Source organism: Paraburkholderia sp. SECH4 (assembly GCF_030511745.1).
Taxonomy (GTDB): Bacteria; Pseudomonadota; Gammaproteobacteria; order Burkholderiales; family Burkholderiaceae; genus Paraburkholderia; species Paraburkholderia madseniana.
Genome location: NZ_JALOCP010000047.1, coordinates 41,064 through 58,882, shown reverse-complemented (window position 1 = coordinate 58,882; position 17,819 = coordinate 41,064). Strand labels below are relative to the sequence as shown.

Sequence of the window (17,819 nt, the reverse complement as noted above, 5' to 3'; positions counted from 1 at the left end):
TCATCACGGGAGAAATCCTGCACGTCGACGGCGGCCAGAGCGCCGGCCGCTAAAATTCCTCGGGCATTGAGATGCAGGTACTGCCGGCTGTCTCACGATGGTTCGACGATCCGGCTTCGGCTGGAACCGTGCCGCACTAGCGGGGCGCTTCGATCCGGCCGTACACGACCGGCAGAATCCGACCCGCAACGCGCCTTCACGCGCTCTGCTGAACCCATCGACTCCGCCAACCCGGTGCCTCGAAAGGATCCGAAAAATACTGGGTCTCGTGAACGACTTTGCCGTTGCGGAACTCCATAATGCTTACCGTGTAAGTCGCTCGCCCCTTATAGGCGATGGAGTATTCCGTGATCCAAAGATTCCCTTCTCCTTGAATTCGCCTGACGTCGAAGCCTGATGGCTTATCTGGATGATGACTCCGCAGCGCCTGCAAATTAGCTCGCCCGAGGATTCGTTCACCTGATTGCGGATAGTCACAGATGGCGTCGTCATCGTAAATATCGTGTTCAGCTTCGAGATCGCGGGCCGCCGACGCGCGCCAGTGGGCATTCAGTGCTTCACGTATTTGTTCTTCCTGCATGGCTTGCCTCCGGATACCGTTCACATCGACCTATTGCGTATTTCGCGGAATAAAGCCAGGGCTGCCCGTCTTGACGACTTCGTTGAACCTCTGCCTCGTCTCAATCCGGTTGATCTCATCGAACGCGTCTGTCGGAAGTGCGGAGATATCGAAATTCTCTCGCGCGCGGGTCGCCGTTTTGGGGGTGGTGAGCAAAGCGCAGCCACGCTGGATCGCCCAGGCAAGCAGCGCCTGTGCTGGCGTCTTTCCAATTCGAGCGGCGATCAGCGAAACGACGGGATCCTCAAGTGGTCCCGGCCTGATTCCGTGACCCAATGGCGCAAAGGCCAAAAACACGATCTCTTTCTCTTTGCAGAATTCCAGAAGATCCGTTTCTGGAAGATACGGATGTGCTTCGACCTGCACCACCGCCGGCTTGATTCGCGCTGATTCATAGAGAGGCCGCAATTCGTTCAAGCCGATGTCAGACAGTCCAATTGCTCGGCATCTTCCATGGTCGACGAGTTCCTCCATCGCCCTCCACGTGTCTAACAAAGTCACGCCGTTATCGTAGATGACGTTCCCGTTTTCATCGCGCGGGTCCTGCTCATCTCCTGCTTGAAATGCAAATGGAGTGTGTATCAGATAGAGATCAAGATAGTCGAGCCCCAACCTTTCAAGACTTGCATCGAAAGCCGGTCCAACACGCTCGGGCCGATGATTGGAGTTCCACAATTTTGTGGTCACGAAGATGTCTTCGCGTGCGATCCCTCCGGCAGCCAGCCCTATCCGCAGAGCCTCGCCGACCTCGCGCTCGTTTCGATATCGCTCGGCACAGTCGAAGTGTCGATAGCCGGCTTCCAGCGCGTCTCTGGTAGCACTGGTCGTCGTAGCTGCATCGGGAATCAGCGTGCCAAATCCGAGCGCGGGCATACGACCGCCCCCGTGATTGAGCACTAACTTTTTGCTCCGAAAATCGGAAGACTCAATCACGGCGACACCTCCGCACTATTTCATGCCCTGCGACGAAGGACCGACGCTCAGGCTTGCAATTGTGGTGCCAGGTGTATGAACAGAAAATGTCAACATACTCGAGTCGCTACTCGGCAGCCGCCATCCGGGTCAAACCGAGCACCAAACAGGTCTGCTCCTTGATCGAGTGTAGCAAATGAATGACTGGGCGGCGGGGGGTTCTAAAACAACCGACTAGTCGTGGCAAGTGCAAAGTTCGAGCTCGTGGCCATCGGGGCTGGCCAGGACAATGCTCTTCATGGTCTCGTCATTTAACCCATCAAGAACGACTGTTGCCCCGAGGGCCTTGGCTCGGTTTAGAAAAGTATGCAAGGCTGATACGTCGAATTCGAACACCGGTACGCATCCGCTACCGACGAACTCATCGCCAAAATCATTCAGCAGCAGTCCAAAGCGGACTTCGCCTAGTGAAAACTCCGTCCACCTCTCCGACTTGCGGTTCGGCGAGCGTTCTAATAGGTTTTCCCAGAACGTCGCAGCCCGCTCCATGTCCTTCACTTTCAAATAAGTGGTTCTGATTCGCATCGAATGCTCCATGAACGAGTCTCGCAAGACGCAGCACATAATAGAAGATTCAAAAAATACCCGGCGAAAAATAGTCAACGATCCACGTCTCTGTGTGGAACAATCAAAACCGGACGGGTACCGCCTCATGCAATCGGCATGCCGCTCTCACCACTTGCCCGCTGATCTTAAGTGCGCTCGTCTTTGCCAAAGTAGCTCGTGACTCGCCGGTGCCGGAGGTGCCGAGCGTAGTTTTTGGCTTCGGTACAATCACGCGCAATATTGCATATCAAGGGCGATAGACCAATGGCAAATGCGGCAGACCATCCAGATGAAGGACTGACCACCGAACGCGTGATATTGCGAGCCGTCAGCGAAGATGACGCGAGCGCGCTGCAAGCGTACTACGCAGCCAATCGAATACATCTTCAGCCTTGGGAGCCTGCGCGACAGGAAAGTTTTTTTAACCTGGATGCCATCGCTGACAGGCTGCGCGCAATGGCTCATCAAACCGCAACAGGAAACGCTCTTCATCTCGTGCTGTTTGAACGTGAAGGCGGTCAGTTGATCGGAGAATGCAACTTCACCAATATCGTTAGGGGACCGTTCCAAGCGTGTCATCTTGGATTCTCTCTTGCAAAAGCGGCCGAAGGGAAAGGCCTAATGCGAGAGAGTCTAACGGTGGCCATCCAGCATGTGTTCAGAGATATCGGCTTGCATCGCATCATGGCCAACTATCGACCGGAGAACACCCGCAGCGAGCACCTACTGGCTAGCCTTGGTTTCGAGAAGGAGGGCCTGGCTAGGTCGTACTTGAAGATCAATGGTTCCTGGGCCGATCACGTACTTACCTCGTTGATCAATCCAGACGATCTTGCCGATCCCGTATCCAACTCACGTATGCTGTGAATGGAACAATAATGCGGTCTTCATTCAAAATGCGCGATCAGAAATCAACCCGAACGAGGCCCGTAACCTGTTTCGCCGACAGGCTTTGGAAACCGTTCCTTAGACTCGCCATCCCAGTCTGCGCGTTCGCGTGCACGGTCATAACCGCAATGCCGGCGTATTCAGGTGAACTGATGCAAGTCCTAGTACGGGGACCGCAGACCCAGGCCGTCTTCATCGAACAGCCAACCAGCGCGCCGCCATGGGTCATCGTATTGTTTGCCGGAGATGAAGGCGTGATCGCCCTCGACGGCACCGGCCCGACAACAATGAGGGCAAATTTCCTCCTCCGGACTGCCACATACTGGACTTCCGCGGGCGATGCGATCGCTATCGTCGACGCGCCATCCGATCGATCATCCGGCATGAATGACGCGTTCCGTCTGAGCGAAGCTCACGCTCAGGACTTGCACGTCATTGTCGCAGCGCTCAGGCAACGCTTTCCAGCCGCAAAAATCGCCCTCGTGGGTACCAGCCGGGGCACGATTTCGGTTGGCAATGTGCTCCATCGGGAACCACGGCTGGCCGACGCGTATGTACTGACGTCGCCCGTCACGATCGGCATGCGTGGCGAGACCGGGCTTTCGGGCATGCATTGGGACGTCGGCGCTACACCGGTCCTGGTGGTGTCGAACGAAAATGACGGATGTCGGGTTTCACCGTTTAGCGCGGCCCGCACGCTCGCTAAGGACAACCGCTTGCAGTTCCTGGCGGTATCAAGCAGCGAGCGCGGCGGAACTGGCGCTAGTGAATGCGGGGCGAAGTCGCCGCATGGCTTTCTTGGCATCGAGGCGCAGGTGCTGTCGGCGGTCTCACGATGGCTGGAAAACCCGGGAACCGTGCCCAACTAGTACCTTTGCACAGAGGTTATGACGGTTTGTCAGAGGTCGGTACTGGGTAGGCTTTGGCCAATTTTTCCTGGGCCCTTTCGGTAGAGAACATCCAGTTGATGCGAGCGCCGCGGGCGTTTCGCAGTTGCTCCCAAGCCGCGACCTCGCTGATCAACCGGTCGCGGCAGTCGATGCGGCGATCCAGACATTGGCTTCGCAGCACACCGATTTCGATCTCGACCATGTTGAGCCAACTGGCATGCTTGGGGGTGTAGTGGAATTCGATCCGCTGCAGGATGCGGCGTGCCTCTGCTGGTGGCAAGGCTTGGTAGAGCGCGGCAGGCGTGTGGGTCGACAGATTGTCCAGCACGACACGGATGCGCGATGCATGGGGGTAGTGGATATCGACGAGATCGCGCATGCACTGGGCGAAGTCATCCGCCGTTCTCCGTTCGGTGACTTTCACCTTGCGCCAGCTACGATGTGCATCGAGGAAGACGAACAGATTGGCGGTGCCGTTGCGCTTGTATTCGCAGTCGTAGCGCAAGGGTTTGCCGGGCTCCGCCGGAATCGGTTGGCGTACTTCGCCGATGAGCTGGGTCGGGCTTTCATCGAAGCACACCACCGGGTGCTGCGGGTCCGGGGTTTCGGCGTACAGGTCGAGCACGTCTTCCATGCGTGCAACGTATTCCGCGTCGATCTTGGGAATGCACCACATGTCCTTTCGCCATGGCTTCAGATCGTTCTCGGCCAGACGCCGGCGTACCGTCTCGCGCGATAGCGCTTCATGCTCGGTCAGCTTGACGAACGTGTCAGCGAGCAATTCCAGCGTCCAGCGCGCACGTCCCGGTGGCGGGTTGGTGCAGGCGGTGGCGATCAGCAGGGCCTCTTCCTTGCCGCTGAGCTTGCGCTGCGCCCCAGGCCGAGCCTGTTCGTTCAGCGCCGCTTCCAGCCCCATCTCCACGAAGCGACGCTTGGTGCGGTACACCGTGGATTCGCCAACCGCCACGGTGGCGGCAATGCTCGCGTCATCCTTGCCAGCGTGCGCTGCAAGCAGGATCTGCGCACGCTTGAGCTTGCGTGCCGCGTGCTTGCCGCCGCTTAGCATGGCAGCAAGCGCCTCACGTTCAGATTGGTCGAGTTCGACTCGATAGCGTAGATTCATCCGGATGGCTTCCTTCGGGGGAGCCTCCTTCGACTGCCGGGGTTCCGAATGAATCAGAAGTCGCTTCCATTGCCAGGCGAGCGCTCAGCCTGCCCGAGCTTCACCGACAAGCAAGGTCAGTATCTCGCTTTCATCTGGGCCTACAGCTTGATAAACGGCCGCGCTCCGGCCGAGCACGACATGCAGCGTTTTTTCGCCGTCACGGCTCCTTCCGTCCATCAAATGGTGCTCAACCTCGAACGCAATGGATTGATCAGCCGGCAAGCAGGCATCGCTCGCAGCATCAAACTGCTCGTTGACCATAATTGCTTGCCTGTCCTACAACCCAGCCAAACTGTCATAACCTCTGTGCAGCGGTACTAGCGGGTCGTCTCGATCCGGCCGTATGCGACCGGCGTCTGTCCGGTGCCGTACCGACTGCTTCGTCCATTGAGGTCATGCTGTGGCGATGGAAGCAGCGCTCAAGGAGCGAGGTAATGAACAAAGACCAGATGCAGGGATGGATAAGAGAGATCACGGGTAAGCTGCGTACCGGCCTCGGCAAGACCATCGGAAACCGCACGGTCGCGTGGAAGGGGCGCGTCGAGCAGGTCATCGGCAAGACGCAGTCATCGTATGGCGATGCCAAGGCGCGCTTCAAGAAACGCTCATAAGCGACCGATGCGCCGCATGGTGCAGCACGTGAGCGCGCCAGGCCCCCGCTCCTCCCCTCCGCTTAAAGCCGAACGACGTCGACGATGGCATCGGCAAATGCCTTCGGCGCTTCCTGCGGCAGGTTATGTCCGATGCCGCCGTCGATGTTCCGGTGCTGATACTTGCCGGTGAATTTCTTCGCGTAGGCGGCCGGCTCGGGATGCGGTGCGCCGTTGGCGTCGCCCTCCATCGTGATGGTCGGGACAGAGATGGTCGGCCCCTTCGCCAGTCGCGCTTCGAGCTCGTCGTATTGCGGCTCGCCCTTAACCAGACCCAGACGCCAGCGGTAGTTGTGAATCACCACCGCGACGTGATCGGGATTGTTGAAGGACTCAGCCGAGCGGTCGTACGTCGCATCGTCGAAATTCCATTTCGGCGACGCGAGACGCCAGATCAGCTTGTTGAAGTCGTGGCGGTTCGCTTCGTAACCTGCATGGCCACGCTCCGTGGCGAAATAGAACTGATACCACCAGGCCAGTTCAGCCTTCGGCGGCAGCGGCGCCCGGTTGGCTTCCTGGCTGCCGATCAGATAACCGCTCACCGACACCATCGCCTGGCATCGCTGCGGCCACAGCGCGGCGATAATATTCGCCGTACGCGCGCCCCAATCGAAGGCGCCAAAGATGGCTTTGTCGATCTTCAATGCATCCATCAACGCAATGATGTCGACGGCCACCACGGCCTGCTGACCGTTGCGCGGCGTATCCGCGGACAGGAACCGTGTCGAACCATAACCCCGCAGATACGGCACGATGACCCGGTAGCCCGCGGCTGCCAGCAACGGCGTGACTTCAGCAAAGCTGTAGATATCGTAGGGCCAGCCATGCAGCAGGATCACAACCGGTCCATTCTGCGGACCCGCTTCCGCATAGCCCATGCTGAGGGTTCCGGCATTGACCTGGCGAATGTTGTTGAACGAAGCAACACGCGTTGCGGTGTTCGCATTGGATGGCGTGCCGGTCGACTGCGCCTTGGCTAGCCCGCTCAAACCCAACTCCACCAAGCTGATACCAGCAACTGCCGTCCCAAGCAGACGACGACGTCGAGTATTGATCTGATCCGGCATCGCGGATTCTCCTCAAAGGTTAGCTAAACGGGCGCAAGACATGTCCGGCCTGCGAAGCCAGACGATCTGGCCTGGAATCATTAAAGCCCGTGGACGTATCTGGCGTGTGTCTGCGAAAAGCACCAGTGAAACGTTATGTATTTACCGAAGGTGCAGATACGTTGAGATACAAAACGGGGGAGTTGGCATTCATCGACGAAAAAGTACGGCATACAACGCGATCGGCGAGCGATCGGAATTTAGCCGACGCCTTTCAACACCAGTGTGGCTTCTAGGCCGCCATCGGGCCGGTTATGCAACGACAGCGTCGCGTCCATCGCCAAAGCGAGTTGCCGCGCAATCGCGAGGCCCAACCCGGTACCGCCGGTTCCGCGGTTGCGCGATCCTTCCAGCCGATAGAACGGTTCGAACACCGCTTCCAGCGACTCGGCCGGAATACCCGGCCCACGATCGAGCACGGAGACCCTCACGTGCCCGTCCTGCGAGGCGACCCTGATCTCGGCCGCCCCACCGAACTTCAACGCGTTATCGACGAGATTGCCCACGATCCGGCGCAACGCCTGAGGACGCGTCACCAGCGCAGTATCGATTCGACCGTGCAGCGAAACGTCCTTGCCGGCATCGACATAGTCGAACACGAGGCTGTCGAACAGCGCGTCCGGATCGATACGCAGGGGTGCCTCGCTGGCGCCGTGCATGGTGCGCGCGTAGGTGACGCCTTCCTTGACCATCGTTTCCATTTCCTGCAGATCCTGCTGCAGCTTGGCGCCCTGTGGGCTCTCGTCCATCACGTCGACGCGCAAACGCATGCGGGTAATCGGCGTTTGCAGATCGTGCGAAATCGCCGCGAGGATCTGCAAGCGCTCGGTCATGTACAGCCTGATGCGGTCCTGCATGGCGTTGAACGCCCGCGCCGCGCGCGCCACTTCGTCCGGGCCGTCTTCGGGCAGACGCTCCACCTTCAGGTCGGGGCCCAGGGCATCGGCCGCTCGCGCCAAGTGGCTCAACGGGCGCGTTGCCAGCCGTACCGCCAGCCAGCAGCACGCGGCCAGCACCACCAGTTGCAGCACCAGCAACCACGACAGCCACGGCGACAGCGGCGCTCCCGGCATGGGACGATAGTCGATCGTCAGCGGCATGCCGTCACTCAACTGCAGATGGACCTGCAGGCGGTCCGGATCACCGGGGACGGCGTTGGCCGTGAGCGGATAGCGCTTGCCAATGCCGTCTGCGATAGATTGAGCGACCCTCGCTGAGAGCTTCTCATCCGGCGGCGCGCCGGCGACCCCGGGCCCCAGGTTGAAGGTATAAGTGCGCCGCGCCAGCCTCGGTAGCCATTCGGCCCGTTCGTTAGCGGGCAAATGATCGAGCAGCGCGACGGAGCTGGTGACCTCGCGCTCGATGTAACCCATCATCACGTTCGTCATGGTCTGGTCCCGCTCCGTCATGGTGAGCCAGACCGACAGCGTTTGCACCAGCGCAAGGCTGACAAAGAGAATCAGGGCAAGCCGCGCGAACAGCGTGCGCGGCCAACGCAGCAATGTATTCAGCTTCATGGCGTGCCTTCGATCATGGTCACCGCCGCCGAAAATACATAACCCTCGCTGCGCAGCGTCTTGATGTAACGAGGCTCACGCGCGGTGTCCTGCAGGCGTTGTCGCAAACGGCTGACCAGCAGATCGATCGAGCGATCGAACGCATCGGCCTGGCGGCCTTGAGTCAGATTCAGCAACTGATCGCGCGTGAGCACGCGCTGGGGATGATCGAGGAACACGCGCAGCAAGCGATACTCCGCGCCGCTTAAGGCCACCATGGTGCCCTCGGCGTCGAGCAGATGACGCGCCGTGGTGTCGAGGCGCCAGTCGCCGAAGGCGATCATCGGCGCGGTTTCCGTCACCTGCATGCCGGGTGGCAGCATCCGCGCGCGGCGCAGCACGGAGCGGATGCGCGCCAGCAGTTCGCGCACCGCAAACGGTTTGGACAGGTAATCGTCCGCGCCCATTTCCAACCCGACGATGCGATCCGTCTCCTCGCTGCGGGCGGTCAGCATCAAGACCGGCACCGCGCGAAACTTGCCGGCACGCAATTCCCGGCACAGCACGAGACCGTCTTCGCCAGGCATCATCAGATCGAGCACGATCAGATCAGGCGCGCCCTGTTCGAGGACGGTGCGCATCTGCCGGCCGTTGGCGGCCAGCGAAACGCGCATGCCATTCTTCTCCAGGTAGGTGGCGAGCAATTCGCGGATGCCGCGATCGTCGTCGACGATCAGGACGTGGTCGGTGTTTTCCATCAATGGATCAATCCTTTCGACGATTGACACGCACCCGGTTCACGTTGATCAGCGAACAGTGCACGGGGTGTGCCAGTTCCGCCGCCAATCCGCCCGCGAGGAAGGCGAGAATTGTCATGAGCCGTCTCATGCATCCTCCACGACGGACAGGCTGGCGCCATTGGCTACGCTCGCCTCCAGCGTATACGGATCGACACCCTCCAGGCAACCGATGTTGACCCGCCACAGCTGCGGATCTCTACGCGTCTGATGGAATGGATAAATACCGCAGTGCTTGCAGAAATAGTGCTTCGCCGTGCGTGTATTGAACTGATAAAGCGTCAGCGCTTCCTCACCCTTCAGGATTTTCAGTTCACCCGCGGCAAACGGCGGCGTCATCAGCGCGCCCTTGCGCCGGCACAGGCTGCAATTGCAACGCCCAGCGGGCAGGACATCGGTACGGACTTCAAATTTCACGGTCCCGCAATGACAGGATCCTTGCAGCAGTTCGGTACTCATGTGGCTTCTCCACGGTAGGAATGGCTGCTTTATAGCCTGGTACGCGCGACGCTTTGTATCCCAATGTATCTGGGCGTTCTCCTGACACAAAACATTGCACCCGCGCAGCTTCGGCGACACAAGCCAGATACGAACGAGCGTTCAAATGCACCCATGCCAACCACTGGAATGCCCGATGCGACGTCCAGGTCCACGCCCGGATCGCCGCTCTGTTTCCCTCTCTGAAAAGGACGCTGACATGCTCTCCCGACTCAAATCCACCGCAACCGTCGCCCTGTTCGCCGCAACCGTGGCAGCCGGCGCCGCCGCAATCGCAACGCTCGTTGCAAGTCCCGCGGCCAGCGCTGCCGCCGGTCCCGTTGCAAACCAGCTCGACAACAACACTACCGCGCCGGAATTTACCGGCATCGATAAATGGCTCAATAGCGATCCCCTGACCATGCAGCAGTTGCGCGGCAAGGTTGTGCTGGTCGATTTCTGGACCTATACCTGCATCAATTGCATCCACGTGCTGCCCTACGTCAAGACCTGGAATCAGAAATACAAGGACCGGGGCCTGGCGGTGGTTGGTGTCCACACACCCGAGTATCCGTTCGAGCGCAGCACGGACAACGTCAAGACGGCGATCAAGCGCTTCGGCATTACGTTCCCGGTCGCGCAGGACAACAACTACGCAACATGGCGCGCCTACGACAACCAGTATTGGCCCGCGTTTTATCTGGTCGACAAGAAAGGGCACGTGGCCTACACGCACTTCGGCGAAGGCGACTACGAACAGACCGAAGCGAAGATCAAGGCGTTGCTGGCGGAAAACCCGTGATTCGTATCGCAATGTATCTGGGCCCCGAGGTGATACAGAACATTGCAATTGCCCCGGTTTCTCGACACAAGCCAGATACGTCCGCACGTTTTAATGCATCAACGCCGGATGCAAGACGCAAGCAAATCGCAGATGACTGACCGAATTGCTGCCCTTGCTCCTGATACCCCGGCGCCTTCCTTTTAATTTATTGGTTCACGGAGAACGACATGAAAACCTCAATGATCGCTTTGGCATTCGCTGCATTCGCTACGGTTGGCTTCGCTCACGCCTCTGAAGCGTCCGCAACAACCGCTGCTCAATCGGCCGCCGCGCAAGTGCAGCAATGGAACCCGAGCCAAACTGGCGCAACGCAGAAGACGCGCGCAGAGGTCCGCCACGAACTGGTTCAAGCCCAGCAGGATGGCCAACTCGCGCAGCTCAGCAGCTTGTATCGCGGTAGCTGATTATCTGAGCGCCGCAAGATTGAACTATGCTTCCAATACGGTAAACAATCCTCTTGGTTCAAGATGCTTCACACGTTCCACTACGCCCACACCGAGCGCGCTCGGTGTGGGCGTAGTGCGTTCAATCGCTCGTGAGATCACGCTGCGATTGATCGGGAACCTCGCTTTATCGCCCATCGGAAATGCCATGTCAGACACCATCCTTCCCCAATCACCCTCTCGCCGTCGTTTTGTTAGTGTGGCAGCGGCGGCCGTTGCCGCTGGCTCGCTGAGTCAGCTCGCTTTTGCAGAAACGAATCCAGCGATTACTGAAGTTACCCAGCCGGCCGGCGGCGACAAGACCGCTATTCGTCCACTTCGCGTGCATGTGCCGGAATCGCAACTGATCGACTTGCGCAGGCGCATCAAAGCCACGAGGTGGCCTGACCGCGAAACCGTTACGGATGACTCGCAAGGCGTGCCGCTCGCGATGATTCAGGAATTCGCGCGCCATTGGGCGACCGATTACGATTGGCGCAAGTGCGAGGCAAAGCTGAATTCGCTGCCGAATTTCGTGACCGAGATCGACGGGCTGGACATTCATTTCATCCACGTTCGCTCGAAACATGAAAATGCGATGCCGCTCATTGTCACGCACGGGTGGCCCGGTTCGGTCATCGAGATGTTGAAGATTGTCTATCCGCTGACCAATCCCACGGCATACGGGGCGAGCGCGTCGGATGCTTTTCATCTGGTCATTCCGTCTTTGCCGGGCTACGGATTTTCAGGCAAACCTACCACGACCGGTTGGGGTCCTGAGCGTACTGCGCGTGCCTGGGTCGTACTCATGAAGCGCCTTGGATACGAGAAATTCGCGGCGCAAGGCGGCGATCTGGGTGGCGTCGTCGCAAATGTGATGGGTAAGCAGGCGCCTCCGGAATTGCTGGGCATCCACGTCAACTTCCCCGCGACTGTTCCGCCCGAGATTGCAAAGGCGCTCGCAGCCGGCGATCCGCCGCCATCCGGTCTCTCGGACGATGAAAAGCACGCTTACGAGCAGCTAAGCAGTGCGGCCAAGAAACGGCGTGCCTATGCGTTGGAGATGGGAACACGCCCGCAAACGCTTTACGGATTGGCGGACTCGCCGGTTGGACTGGCAAGCTGGCTGCTCGATCACGGCGACGGGTATGTTCAGCCGGCGGCGGCGCTGACTTCGGCCGTGTTCGGGCGACCCGGCAATGGAGAATCCGCAGGCGACCTGACACGGAACGATCTCCTCGACGACATCACGCTCTACTGGCTGACAAACACGGGGATTTCCGCGGCGCGCTTCTATTGGGAGTCTCACTTCAACTTCCTCGCCGCTGCCGATGTGTCCGTCCCGGCTGCCGTAAGCGTCTTTCCTCGCGAGAACTATCAGGCCCCGCGAAGCTGGACGGAGCGCGCGTATCACAACCTCATCTATTACAACAGGCTCGATAAAGGCGGACACTTTGCGGCATGGGAACAGCCGCAATTATTTGCCGAAGAGGTTCGCGCCGGTTTGAGGCCGCTGCGCAAATAGCGGATCATTCCCCGCCTTGGACCGACCTGGATGGCCGCACTGAGCGCCGCTGCTGCGCACCATGTGCATCGACCCACCGCGACGGCTTCAAGTAACCTTCACTTTTTGGCCGGTTAACTGGAAAAAATGAATCTAAACGGCAAAAATTTGCCTGTTAGCAGGCAAGGCTCCCGGTGAATTGCTGGCGGAAAAACCCTGATTCGCATCGCAATGGATTGCAGAGGAGGCTAAGCGAGTGTCGAGCCCGCGTAGAATCACCCACTCGTTTCCAGCCACGCACACTCTCCGCACACATCGGACCCGACATGGAAATCAAGTGGATCGAGGACTTCATCGCGCTCTCCCAGTATCAGAGCTTCTCGCGGGCGGCGGAATTTCGTAATGTCACCCAGTCGGGGTTCAGCAGGCGCATTCAGTCGCTTGAGCAGTGGGTAGGCGCGGACCTCATCGACAGAAGCAGCTTCCCTCCAACACTGACGCCTGCCGGACAACTGTTTCGGGAAGCAGCGGTAGATATTCTTGGGAAGCTGTTCGATACGCGAGCCATCATTCGCATCGACCAACGCATGGCGGGCAAAGGCTTGCAGATTGCAGCGGGCCATACGATCGCGCTAAGTTTTCTGCCGGCCTGGTTGAAGGCACTCACTGCCCGTTTCGGCGAGGTACGTGCCCGGGTGATACCCACCAATGTCCACGACTCCATCCTGATGCTCGTGAACGGCAACTGCGAATTGATGTTTGCCTATCATCACCCGGAGCTGCCTCTCCATCTCGACCCGATCAGGTACGAGCATCTCACCGTAGGCGTCGATGTACTGATGCCTGTCTGCCGGCCAAACCCGCGTGGCGCTCCCATCTTCCGGTTGCCGGGAACGGCGGCGCGTCCATTGCCGTTGATTACGTACACGGAAACCAGCTATTTCGGCCGCTGCCTCGCACTCCTCCTCAGCCGGGTCGACGCCACCCCGGCTTTGCGGCCTCACTACGAGTCCGACATGGCCGAGGTCCTCAAGAAACTGGTCCTGGAAGGCGAAGGCGTTGCCTGGCTGCCAAAAAGCTCGATCGTCGCCGAGCTCGAAGCGGGCGAACTCGTCCCGGCCGGCCGGGATGCGTGGCATCTCGAAGTTGAACTTCGCGTCTACCGGGATGCATCCAATCGCAGCGAGTTTCTGGACACGCTCTGGCGCCACCTCCGCGCCGAATCGCAGGCTGTCGATTAAGGGTAATCCCGCGTTATGCGAATCTCGCATATCCCCATGCAGGACCCGCATTGAGTCTTTTTTGATCATCTCTATCATCCGTCCATACACAGAAACGTCGCTCCTCTAGCGGCGTTTTTGCCTCCTGCCTGCGTACGGTGGTCACGTCAGACCTCAGTGCGCCTTCTCGGACTGATGGAAATGAAAAACCGCCTAACGTTCTATATTGTGGTCGGCATGGTGCTCGGCGTGATTGTCGGTTACGTGTGCCATCGGACCGTAGCTGATGCTGCGGAAGCCAAGACAATCGCCGGTTACTTCTCGATCATTACCGACATCTTCTTGCGTCTCGTGAAGATGATTATCGCGCCGCTCGTCTTCGCCACGCTCGTGTCCGGGCTCGCCGGAATGGAAGGGACGAGCGACGTACGCAGAATCGGCTTCAGGTCGGTGGGTTGGTTCGTGTGCGCCTCGCTTTTCTCGCTCGCGCTTGGCCTCGTCCTGGCGAATGCGTTGCAACCCGGCGCCGGCTTGCATATGACGCAGACCAGTTCCGATGTTGCCACCGGTCTCAACACCGCGGGTCTGAACTTCAAGGACTTCGTCACGCACGCGTTCCCTTCCAGCATCATCGATGCGATGGCTCGGAATGACATTCTGCAAATCCTCGTCTTTTCTGTGCTGTTTGGCGTGGTCCTGAGTGCCATCAAGACGGACCCGCGCGTCACACCGTTGATCGCAGGCATCGATGCGCTCGTCCCCGCGATGCTGAAACTGACCGACTATGTGATGCGGCTTGCTCCGATTGGTGTCTTCGGCGCTCTCGCCTCCGCGATTACGGTGCACGGCCTGGACGTGTTGACTACCTACGGCAAGCTCGTTGGAAGCTTCTACCTCGGTCTCGTCCTGCTGTGGGCTGTGCTTATCCTCGTTGGCCACGTCTTTCTGGGCAAATCGATCTGGAAGTTGCTAAAAACGGTCCGTGAGCCCGCGATGCTCGCCTTCTCTACCGCGAGCAGTGAAGCCGCTTATCCGCGCCTGACCGAAAAGCTTGAACAGTTCGGTATCGACAAGAAGGTCGTCGGCTTCACGTTGCCGCTCGGCTACGCGTTCAACCTCGACGGATCGATGATGTACCAGGCGTTTGCTGCGATCTTTATCGCGCAAGCTTTCGGCATCGACATGCCGCTCAGCGCTCAAATCATGATGTTGCTGGTGCTTATGTTGAGCAGCAAGGGGATGGCCGGCGTCGCAAGAGGCTCCGTGGTGGTGGTGGCGGCCGTTGCCCCGATGTTTCATTTGCCCCCGTCCGGCGTGGTGTTGATCCTCGCCATCGATCAGATTCTCGACATGGGGCGAACCGCCACGAACGTCATCGGTAACAGCATCGCGACGGCCGTTATCGCAAAGTGGGAGGCCAAGCGGGTTGCCAGGCAGAACGACGCAGAGAACAACGTTGTCCTGGGCCAACTGCAAGGCGAAACAAAATGATCAGCGCAAACGTGCTGAGCGGGAAGAGGTTCGGCGTGGTGGGCGGTCTCGGTCCACTGGCAAGCGCGGACGTCTTTTTCAAGCTCGTCAAATCGACGCCCGCCTCGAGCGATGCCGAACACGTCGATGTTATTTTCGAGCAGCATCCCTTCCGAAGCGCGGCCATAGGGAGTGAGGCGACGACTCAACGGAAACTGTACATTTTCGACATGATTAGCGGCTTCGAGAAGAGGGGTGTGACGACCGTCGTACTCCCCTGTTTTCTCAGCCACACGTTTATCGACGAGCTAAAGGCTAACTCGCCCTTGCAGATCGTCGATATGGTGGAAGCCGTCCGCAGCCATGTTCGAAGAAAATTTCCGGCTGCGCGGCGAATCGGCGTGCTGACCTCGGACTACACCCGTCGAAAGGGATTATTCGAAAAGTATTTCGCGGAGCCGGAATTTGAAGTCATTCATCCCTGGCCGCGCGACAGTGTCGATCTCATCACCGAAGCCGTCTATGGCGCGAACGGCATCAAGAGCGGAAATCTGTCTGGCCGGCCCGTCGCGCTTCTGCGCGAGGCCTGCGAGGACCTCATCGCGCAAGGTGCACAAATCATCGTGCCGGGTCTGACGGAGATTGCGCTCGTGGCGGAGGAAATGGGCTCGTTTCGAGTGCCACTGATCGATTCGAATCTTGCGTATGCGCAGTACGTGATTGCAGGCGAATACGGTTTGCCCGAATCCATTTTCAAAGTGGGCGTGGTCGGCGGAGTTGGGCCTGCAGCGACGGTGGACTTCATGCAGAAGATCGTACGCAATACACCGGCGAATCGGGATCAGGACCATATCAGGCTTCTGATTGAACAGAATCCGCAGATTCCCGACCGCACCGAAAACCTGATTGGTGACGGGCCCGACCCGACGATTTCGCTTTACGCGACCTGCAAGAAGCTCGAGTCGGGCGACGCGGACCTCATCGCTATTCCGTGCAACACCGCTCACGCATTTGTTGAACGGATTCAGCCGTATCTCGGCATACCGATCGTCAACATGCTGACGGTTACGGTCCGCCATCTGCGCGAAACGTTTCCGCTGCTGCGCTCCGTTGGCGTGCTGGCCACCTCCGGCACGATCGCAAGCGGCGTCTACGAGAAAGCCCTCGAATCGCAGGGTTTGCGGCAAATCGTTCCAACCGCGGAATTGCAGGCCTGCGTGATGGATGCGATCTACGGCAAGGAAGGGGTAAAAGCGGGATTCACCACCGGGCAATGCCTCGACGACATCGCCGCTGCCATTGACGGGCTCATAGCGGAAGGCGTCGAAGTCATCGTCCTCGGATGTACAGAGTTACCGCTTTTATTGCCACAGACGAGTTTCGTGGGGACGACCGGCGCACGCGTCAGTCTCGTCGATCCAACCGATGTCCTTGCACAACAATGCGTGGCTCTCGCGATAGCGGCCGCGGAGCGCCCCGTTTCTTTGCGCTGTTAAATCCTTGTAGGAGTCTGGATATGAACATCAACACTACCCTTCAACGGGTCGCCTGCCTGCGCAATCCGAGCACAACGCTCACCGCTGCGCTTCTCGTCTGCGCTAGCTGCTTATGCGGCACGAGCGTGTCGGCTGCAGATGCCACTTCCGATAGTGCGGCAGCTACCGAGGCGACGAGTCCGGCAGCCGGGTCGCCCCGGATTCTTGTTCTCGCAACCGGCGGCACGATTGCCGGCACAACTGACCCGCGTTCAGCCATTGGCTACAACTCGGGAAACGTCAAAGGCCAGGAACTGGTTCGGGCGGTTCCGGGCATTGAAAAACTCGCGAGCATCAACTCCGAGCAGATTTCCAATGTCGGGTCGCAGGATATGAACGACGAGATCTGGTTCCGGCTTGCGCGCCGTATCCAGGAGGCCTTCGATCGAAACGAGGCAGATGGGATCGTGATCACCCACGGCACGGATACGATGGAAGAAACGGCGTTCTTCCTGCAAAACGTGGTGCGCTCGGACAAACCGGTGGTGCTTGTTGGGTCAATGCGGCCAGGTGGATCGACGAGCGCGGACGGCCCCGGCAATCTCTACGAAGCGGTGGAAGTCGCAGCGAGTCCGAAATCCCGAGGCAGAGGTGTGATGGTGGTCATGAATGACCAGATTCACGCGCCGCGCTGGATCACCAAGACCAACACGACTGCCGTGCAGACTTTTGCTTCGCCGAACGCAGGTGTGATCGGCTATGTCGACCCGGCGAGCATTCGTTTCGTCGCGCCTGCACCGGTGCCTGTGCTTGCGTCAACACGCGACGTGCTTAGCTTGCCGGCGAATGGCCACCTGCCGCGTGTAGAAATCGTTTATGCGCACAGCAATATGGACGGCGCCCAGATCGACCACGCTATTGCCGATGGTGCGAAGGGGATCGTATTGGCCGGCGAAGGCGATGGCGACGCGTCCAAGGAAGCACTGGCTGCCCTCGACCGGGCGGCGAAGAAGGGTATTGTCGTCGTCCGCTCGACGCGTGTGATGTCTGGATTCGTCAACAGAAATGTGGAGGTCGAAGACGACAAGCGCGGCTTCGTCGTCTCGTTCGATCTGAATCCGCAAAAGGCGCGCTTGCTCACCCAGCTACTCGTCGCAAACGGCATCACTAACCCTGGCAAGGTTCAGCAGGCCTTTTCGGCTACCTTTTGACCGTGGTCCGGCAAGCTCTGATTAGCGGCGTGCGCCGCTAATCAGGCAGCGCGCGTCGATGCCGCTC

General features: G+C 59.1%; 19 protein-coding genes. 11 read left to right on the top strand and 8 right to left on the bottom strand.

From position 1 onward, the window contains the following. Positions 1–196 precede the first annotated feature (196 nt). From M0D67_RS36955 to M0D67_RS36945, 3 genes are all read right to left on the bottom strand, one after another. The gene (locus M0D67_RS36955; RefSeq protein ID WP_266242121.1) at positions 197–580 is read right to left on the bottom strand and encodes a nuclear transport factor 2 family protein; all 384 of its coding nucleotides are present in this window, start codon (positions 578–580) and stop codon (positions 197–199) included. Positions 581–610: 30 nt separating this feature from the next. Continuing rightward, a complete protein-coding gene (locus tag M0D67_RS36950) occupies positions 611–1,552 on the bottom strand; it encodes an aldo/keto reductase (RefSeq protein WP_266242119.1) in 942 nt (313 codons plus the stop codon). Between the two features lie 213 nt (positions 1,553–1,765). Next, a complete protein-coding gene (locus M0D67_RS36945) occupies positions 1,766–2,116 on the bottom strand; it encodes a VOC family protein (RefSeq protein ID WP_266242117.1) in 351 nt (116 codons plus the stop codon). Between the two features lie 285 nt (positions 2,117–2,401). On the opposite strand from M0D67_RS36945, the gene rimJ reads away from it, so the two are divergent. Beyond that, the gene (rimJ, locus tag M0D67_RS36940; protein ID WP_266242115.1) at positions 2,402–3,004 is read left to right on the top strand and encodes a ribosomal protein S5-alanine N-acetyltransferase; all 603 of its coding nucleotides are present in this window, start codon (positions 2,402–2,404) and stop codon (positions 3,002–3,004) included. Between the two features lie 29 nt (positions 3,005–3,033). After that, complete coding sequence (locus tag M0D67_RS36935; RefSeq protein WP_266242113.1) at positions 3,034–3,894, top strand: S9 family peptidase; 861 nt, start codon at positions 3,034–3,036, stop codon at positions 3,892–3,894. Between the two features lie 16 nt (positions 3,895–3,910). Here the strand turns inward: M0D67_RS36935 and M0D67_RS36930 are convergent, their stop codons facing one another. After that, positions 3,911–5,038: an IS630 family transposase gene (locus M0D67_RS36930; protein WP_266242111.1), complete on the bottom strand. Its 1,128-nt coding sequence runs from the start codon at positions 5,036–5,038 to the stop codon at positions 3,911–3,913. Between the two features lie 48 nt (positions 5,039–5,086). Between M0D67_RS36930 and M0D67_RS36925 the strand changes: the two genes are divergently transcribed. Both M0D67_RS36925 and M0D67_RS36920 read left to right on the top strand, forming a co-directional pair. Then, positions 5,087–5,401: a LexA family transcriptional regulator gene (locus M0D67_RS36925; protein WP_200568033.1), complete on the top strand. Its 315-nt coding sequence runs from the start codon at positions 5,087–5,089 to the stop codon at positions 5,399–5,401. Positions 5,402–5,514: 113 nt separating this feature from the next. Further along, positions 5,515–5,691 (top strand): CsbD family protein, encoded by a 177-nt coding sequence (locus tag M0D67_RS36920; RefSeq protein ID WP_266242108.1) that lies wholly within the window; start codon positions 5,515–5,517, stop codon positions 5,689–5,691. 62 nt (positions 5,692–5,753) lie between these two features. Here the strand turns inward: M0D67_RS36920 and M0D67_RS36915 are convergent, their stop codons facing one another. The 4 genes from M0D67_RS36915 to M0D67_RS36900 all read right to left on the bottom strand — a co-directional run bounded on the left by M0D67_RS36915 (position 5,754) and on the right by M0D67_RS36900 (position 9,588). Continuing rightward, a complete protein-coding gene (locus M0D67_RS36915) occupies positions 5,754–6,797 on the bottom strand; it encodes an alpha/beta fold hydrolase (protein WP_266242106.1) in 1,044 nt (347 codons plus the stop codon). Positions 6,798–7,036: 239 nt separating this feature from the next. Further along, positions 7,037–8,353 carry a HAMP domain-containing sensor histidine kinase gene (locus M0D67_RS36910; RefSeq protein ID WP_266242104.1) on the bottom strand — a complete coding sequence of 439 codons (1,317 nt, stop codon included), beginning with the start codon at positions 8,351–8,353 and terminating at the stop codon, positions 7,037–7,039. Further along, positions 8,350–9,090, bottom strand: coding sequence for a response regulator (locus M0D67_RS36905; RefSeq protein ID WP_266242102.1), 741 nt, complete (start codon positions 9,088–9,090; stop codon positions 8,350–8,352). The genes M0D67_RS36910 and M0D67_RS36905 overlap by 4 nt, the downstream gene beginning before the upstream one ends. Positions 9,091–9,216: 126 nt before the next feature. After that, on the bottom strand, positions 9,217–9,588 hold the full coding sequence (locus M0D67_RS36900) for a GFA family protein (protein WP_154559383.1): 372 nt from the start codon (positions 9,586–9,588) through the stop codon (positions 9,217–9,219). A 238-nt stretch (positions 9,589–9,826) separates the two neighbouring features. Between M0D67_RS36900 and M0D67_RS36895 the strand changes: the two genes are divergently transcribed. The 7 genes from M0D67_RS36895 (at position 9,827) to M0D67_RS36865 (ending at position 17,752) form a co-directional block, all read left to right on the top strand. Then, positions 9,827–10,408, top strand: coding sequence for a thioredoxin family protein (locus M0D67_RS36895; protein WP_266242099.1), 582 nt, complete (start codon positions 9,827–9,829; stop codon positions 10,406–10,408). A 209-nt stretch (positions 10,409–10,617) separates the two neighbouring features. Further along, the gene (locus tag M0D67_RS36890) at positions 10,618–10,854 is read left to right on the top strand and encodes a DUF4148 domain-containing protein (protein ID WP_266242097.1); all 237 of its coding nucleotides are present in this window, start codon (positions 10,618–10,620) and stop codon (positions 10,852–10,854) included. Positions 10,855–11,041: 187 nt separating this feature from the next. Then, a complete protein-coding gene (locus M0D67_RS36885; protein ID WP_266242095.1) occupies positions 11,042–12,397 on the top strand; it encodes an epoxide hydrolase family protein in 1,356 nt (451 codons plus the stop codon). Positions 12,398–12,702: 305 nt separating this feature from the next. Further along, complete coding sequence (locus tag M0D67_RS36880; RefSeq protein WP_266242093.1) at positions 12,703–13,617, top strand: LysR substrate-binding domain-containing protein; 915 nt, start codon at positions 12,703–12,705, stop codon at positions 13,615–13,617. A gap of 180 nt (positions 13,618–13,797) precedes the next feature. Beyond that, positions 13,798–15,087 carry a dicarboxylate/amino acid:cation symporter gene (locus M0D67_RS36875; RefSeq protein WP_266242091.1) on the top strand — a complete coding sequence of 430 codons (1,290 nt, stop codon included), beginning with the start codon at positions 13,798–13,800 and terminating at the stop codon, positions 15,085–15,087. After that, complete coding sequence (locus M0D67_RS36870) at positions 15,084–16,562, top strand: aspartate/glutamate racemase family protein (RefSeq protein ID WP_266242089.1); 1,479 nt, start codon at positions 15,084–15,086, stop codon at positions 16,560–16,562. The genes M0D67_RS36875 and M0D67_RS36870 overlap by 4 nt, the downstream gene beginning before the upstream one ends. Positions 16,563–16,582: 20 nt before the next feature. Further along, the gene (locus M0D67_RS36865) at positions 16,583–17,752 is read left to right on the top strand and encodes an asparaginase (protein ID WP_266242087.1); all 1,170 of its coding nucleotides are present in this window, start codon (positions 16,583–16,585) and stop codon (positions 17,750–17,752) included. Positions 17,753–17,819: the final 67 nt, after the last annotated feature.

Coding starts and splice junctions, on each gene's coding strand:
- M0D67_RS36955 (WP_266242121.1), bottom strand. CDS start 580: ATGCAGGAAGAACAAATACGTGAAGCACTGAATGCCCACTGGCGCGCG.
- M0D67_RS36945 (WP_266242117.1), bottom strand. CDS start 2,116: ATGCGAATCAGAACCACTTATTTGAAAGTGAAGGACATGGAGCGGGCT.
- rimJ (WP_266242115.1), top strand. CDS start 2,402: ATGGCAAATGCGGCAGACCATCCAGATGAAGGACTGACCACCGAACGC.
- M0D67_RS36935 (WP_266242113.1), top strand. CDS start 3,034: ATGCGCGATCAGAAATCAACCCGAACGAGGCCCGTAACCTGTTTCGCC.
- M0D67_RS36930 (WP_266242111.1), bottom strand. CDS start 5,038: ATGAATCTACGCTATCGAGTCGAACTCGACCAATCTGAACGTGAGGCG.
- M0D67_RS36925 (WP_200568033.1), top strand. CDS start 5,087: ATGAATCAGAAGTCGCTTCCATTGCCAGGCGAGCGCTCAGCCTGCCCG.
- M0D67_RS36920 (WP_266242108.1), top strand. CDS start 5,515: ATGAACAAAGACCAGATGCAGGGATGGATAAGAGAGATCACGGGTAAG.
- M0D67_RS36915 (WP_266242106.1), bottom strand. CDS start 6,797: ATGCCGGATCAGATCAATACTCGACGTCGTCGTCTGCTTGGGACGGCA.
- M0D67_RS36910 (WP_266242104.1), bottom strand. CDS start 8,353: ATGAAGCTGAATACATTGCTGCGTTGGCCGCGCACGCTGTTCGCGCGG.
- M0D67_RS36905 (WP_266242102.1), bottom strand. CDS start 9,090: ATGGAAAACACCGACCACGTCCTGATCGTCGACGACGATCGCGGCATC.
- M0D67_RS36900 (WP_154559383.1), bottom strand. CDS start 9,588: ATGAGTACCGAACTGCTGCAAGGATCCTGTCATTGCGGGACCGTGAAA.
- M0D67_RS36895 (WP_266242099.1), top strand. CDS start 9,827: ATGCTCTCCCGACTCAAATCCACCGCAACCGTCGCCCTGTTCGCCGCA.
- M0D67_RS36890 (WP_266242097.1), top strand. CDS start 10,618: ATGAAAACCTCAATGATCGCTTTGGCATTCGCTGCATTCGCTACGGTT.
- M0D67_RS36885 (WP_266242095.1), top strand. CDS start 11,042: ATGTCAGACACCATCCTTCCCCAATCACCCTCTCGCCGTCGTTTTGTT.
- M0D67_RS36880 (WP_266242093.1), top strand. CDS start 12,703: ATGGAAATCAAGTGGATCGAGGACTTCATCGCGCTCTCCCAGTATCAG.
- M0D67_RS36875 (WP_266242091.1), top strand. CDS start 13,798: ATGAAAAACCGCCTAACGTTCTATATTGTGGTCGGCATGGTGCTCGGC.
- M0D67_RS36870 (WP_266242089.1), top strand. CDS start 15,084: ATGATCAGCGCAAACGTGCTGAGCGGGAAGAGGTTCGGCGTGGTGGGC.
- M0D67_RS36865 (WP_266242087.1), top strand. CDS start 16,583: ATGAACATCAACACTACCCTTCAACGGGTCGCCTGCCTGCGCAATCCG.